Source organism: Pseudomonas sp. PS01297 (assembly GCF_029959305.1).
GTDB lineage: Bacteria > Pseudomonadota > Gammaproteobacteria > Pseudomonadales > Pseudomonadaceae > Aquipseudomonas > Aquipseudomonas helleri.
This window is the reverse complement of sequence record NZ_JASCPQ010000193.1, coordinates 1-2,967: the sequence shown is the minus strand read 5'-3', so window position 1 is coordinate 2,967 and position 2,967 is coordinate 1. Positions and strand designations below refer to the sequence as shown.

3 protein-coding genes are annotated in these 2,967 nt (G+C 58.1%); 1 reads left to right on the top strand and 2 read right to left on the bottom strand.

The genetic code is table 11. From position 1 onward, the window contains the following. Nucleotides 1-121 precede the first annotated feature (121 nt). Entirely contained in the window at nt 122-1,303 is a 1,182-nt protein-coding gene (locus QMX84_RS26150) for a fumarylacetoacetate hydrolase family protein (protein WP_282365138.1), read from the top strand. 51 nt (nt 1,304-1,354) lie between these two features. Here QMX84_RS26150 and QMX84_RS26145 read toward each other — a convergent pair whose 3' ends face one another. Together QMX84_RS26145 and QMX84_RS26140 are read right to left on the bottom strand one after the other, a co-directional pair. Beyond that, nucleotides 1,355-1,585, bottom strand: coding sequence for a hypothetical protein (locus QMX84_RS26145; RefSeq protein ID WP_282365137.1), 231 nt, complete (start codon nt 1,583-1,585; stop codon nt 1,355-1,357). Further along, nucleotides 1,582-2,787, bottom strand: coding sequence for an S-type pyocin domain-containing protein (locus QMX84_RS26140; RefSeq protein WP_282365136.1), 1,206 nt, complete (start codon nt 2,785-2,787; stop codon nt 1,582-1,584). Before QMX84_RS26140 ends, QMX84_RS26145 begins: the two co-directional genes overlap by 4 nt. Nucleotides 2,788-2,967: the final 180 nt, after the last annotated feature.

The window sequence follows — 2,967 nt, the reverse complement described above, 5'->3', positions numbered from 1 at the left end:
GCCGAGGTACGAGGCTGCGATGGGTTGCGAAGCGACCCCAGAGAGCGGTCCTGCGGCCCGCATCGCAGCCTCGTACCTCGGCAGCGGCTACACGTTCGCCCAAAATTCGAGGATTGCCCCCATGAACACGCTGCACTTGAACATTGAAAACTCCCTGCCGCACGACTGGCAACGGGCAACCCTGGTCGGTCGCGTGTGGCTCCCCGGCGAGCGCGGCGGCCCGGCCGTGGTGGTGATTCGTGACGGTGAAGTGATCGACTGCAGTGCGCACTTCGCGACCCTGAGCCTGTTGCTCGACCATGAGCAACCCCTGCAAGCCGTGCGCGAAATCAGCGGCACGTCGCTGGGCTCGATCGAGGCGTTGCTGGCCAACAGCGGCGAACAGCGCGACCCGGCAAAACCTTACCTGCTGGCCCCAACCGACCTGCAAGTGATCAAGGCCGCAGGCGTGACGTTTGCCTCCAGCATGATCGAGCGAGTGATCGAAGAAAAAGCCGGCGGCGACGCCCTGCGCGCCGAAGAAATCCGCGCCCTGGTGCAAGCAGCCATCGGCGACAACCTGCGCGACCTCAAACCTGGCTCGCCCGAAGCCATGCGCCTCAAACAGGTGCTGATCGAACAGAAAATGTGGTCGCAGTACCTGGAAGTCGGCATCGGCCCGGACGCCGAGATTTTCACCAAGGCGCCAATATTGGCCGCCGTCGGCAGCGGCAACGCGATTGGCATCCACCCCGGCTCCAGCTGGAACAACCCTGAGCCTGAAGTGGTGCTGGCCGTCGACAGCCAGGGCCGCATCCATGGCGCGACCTTGGGCAACGACGTCAACCTGCGCGACTTCGAAGGCCGCAGCGCGCTGCTGCTGAGCAAGGCCAAAGACAACAACGCCTCGTGCGCTCTGGGGCCGTTTATCCGCCTGTTCGACGAGCATTTCAGCCTCGACGACGTGCGCAACTGCGAAGTGACCTTGCGGGTTGAAGGCCAAGACGGCTACGTGCTCAACGGTAAAAGCTCGATGAACCAGATCAGCCGCGACCCGGCCGACCTGGCCGAACAGACCCTCAACGAAAACCATCAATACCCGGACGGCTTTGTGCTGTTCCTCGGCACCCTGTTTGCCCCGACCGACGACCGCGACCATCCCGGCCAAGGCTTCACCCACAAACCGGGCGATGTGGTGAGCATTGCCTCCACCACCCTGGGCGCCCTGCACAACCGCGTAACCACCAGCAACCAGGCCCCGCGCTGGACGTTCGGAGTGGGCGACTTGATGAAGAACCTGGCCGGACGCGGGTTGTTGGGGTAAGGCATTGCGCAGTGGCAGGTGCTGGATTGGCAGCGCCTGCTACCCCAATAACTAGGCATAGCTGCTTAGCTGAAAATCATAGCGTTGGTCATAAATTTTCTGACCAAGGAGTTCTTCAAGCTTCTGAAGCTGCTCAGAACTCAAGTCATATCCAAATATTTCATCTTCAGGCTCTGTCCACGCCATGATGTCTTTGAGCTCTGGGAGATTCTTTTGCGGAATTTCAATTTCAAAAACCATAAGTTCGGTCGTTTTATCGAAGGCAGAAATTGTGTGAGTCATGGCTCAATCCTTCTGGTTGAATCTGCAGGTTTATTCTGTTCACCTGTTACGTGATTATATTCACCAAGGTGCTTACCTCTTTTGTCATACATTTCAATGGCTCCATGCTGGTAATCCCACTCCAAGATGAATCCTTTGGCTGTTTTCCAGCGATGTCTCAGCTTTCCTCCTCCTTTGACAGATGTTTTTTTCGTGGCAGAAACTGCATCCGAAAAACCAGGTAGAGACTTGGGTGCCTGGTGATAGTCCACTCTTGGACCCGGCACACTCAACACAATATAAAGCGGTGCCACCCCCGAATCAGCCGGGAACACCAGGATGAAGTCCTTGTAGTCTGGCGGGTAGATCGGGTTGACGATGATTGTGTCGGCGCTCTTGGTCGGCGGGAAGATCCAGATAGGCGGTGTGTGAGGAGCGCCTTTTAGCGGCGGGATGCCGAGCGTATCGCTTGGATCTATTGCAGGTGTCCAGATCAGTTCGACGCCATCACCAAAGTCCGCCACGTATTGCGAGCCGCGCTGGCTGAACTGGATAACGTCGATCATTTCCCATTCGGGTTTTGTGCCGGTATAGAAGCCATAGCCCTTGAGCGAGCCATCTGCCTGTTGTTCAACGTACAAACGCATACGAGTACGGGCTTGCTTGAGTGAGCGCAGTTGGTCTTCGGTGTACAGGGCGCTGTCAGCAAGGTCAGACGGCCAGAAAAAGGCCACCAAGCCTGCCAAAAGGCTCGCAATCATGGTTCCGCCGGCCGTTGCTGCGACTCCCATGGCCGTGCCGCCCAAGGCCAAACCGCCGACACCCGCCGGTACCGCACCACTGATGATTTCTAACGGGACCAGCCCGGAACTGTCTGCCTGACGGGCACCCAAAATCGCGAAATGGCCGTAATCGCTCAGGCTGTCGACGGGCACAAAGCCCGTGGGGTCGGTGTAGTTGATAACGGCATCGGGCAGCTTGCTGCATTTGGCGAATACACAGCCCCGACGCTCAGCCTCATGAGGACGTTGCTGCGCAGCGACGTCAGCCCGGCGTCGTTCCATGTAGGCATCTTGTCGGGCCTGAATGGCCTCGTAGGCCTTGATACCGTCGTCGCGTTCTTTGAGTTCGGCGGGGGTCATGTCGTCAAAGTACGAAGCCCCTTGACCACCATCGCCACCCACACGCCGACGTGTTTGCGACACGCCTTGCTTGTTGCTCATAGGACGCCTTCCTGTAGGAGAGCGCCGCACGGTATCGGCATGAATATGCGCTAGAAATCAGGCGAGTCGGCAGTGCATGTAGGCTTGAGGAGTTTCTATTGAGGGATTTGGTGCACGACATACCACGTGTAGGAGCGGGCGTGGTCCGGGCGGGATTTTTTTTTTTTTTAATAAAGCGGG

Coding starts and splice junctions, on each gene's coding strand:
- QMX84_RS26150 (WP_282365138.1), top strand. CDS start 122: ATGAACACGCTGCACTTGAACATTGAAAACTCCCTGCCGCACGACTGG.
- QMX84_RS26145 (WP_282365137.1), bottom strand. CDS start 1,585: ATGACTCACACAATTTCTGCCTTCGATAAAACGACCGAACTTATGGTT.
- QMX84_RS26140 (WP_282365136.1), bottom strand. CDS start 2,787: ATGAGCAACAAGCAAGGCGTGTCGCAAACACGTCGGCGTGTGGGTGGC.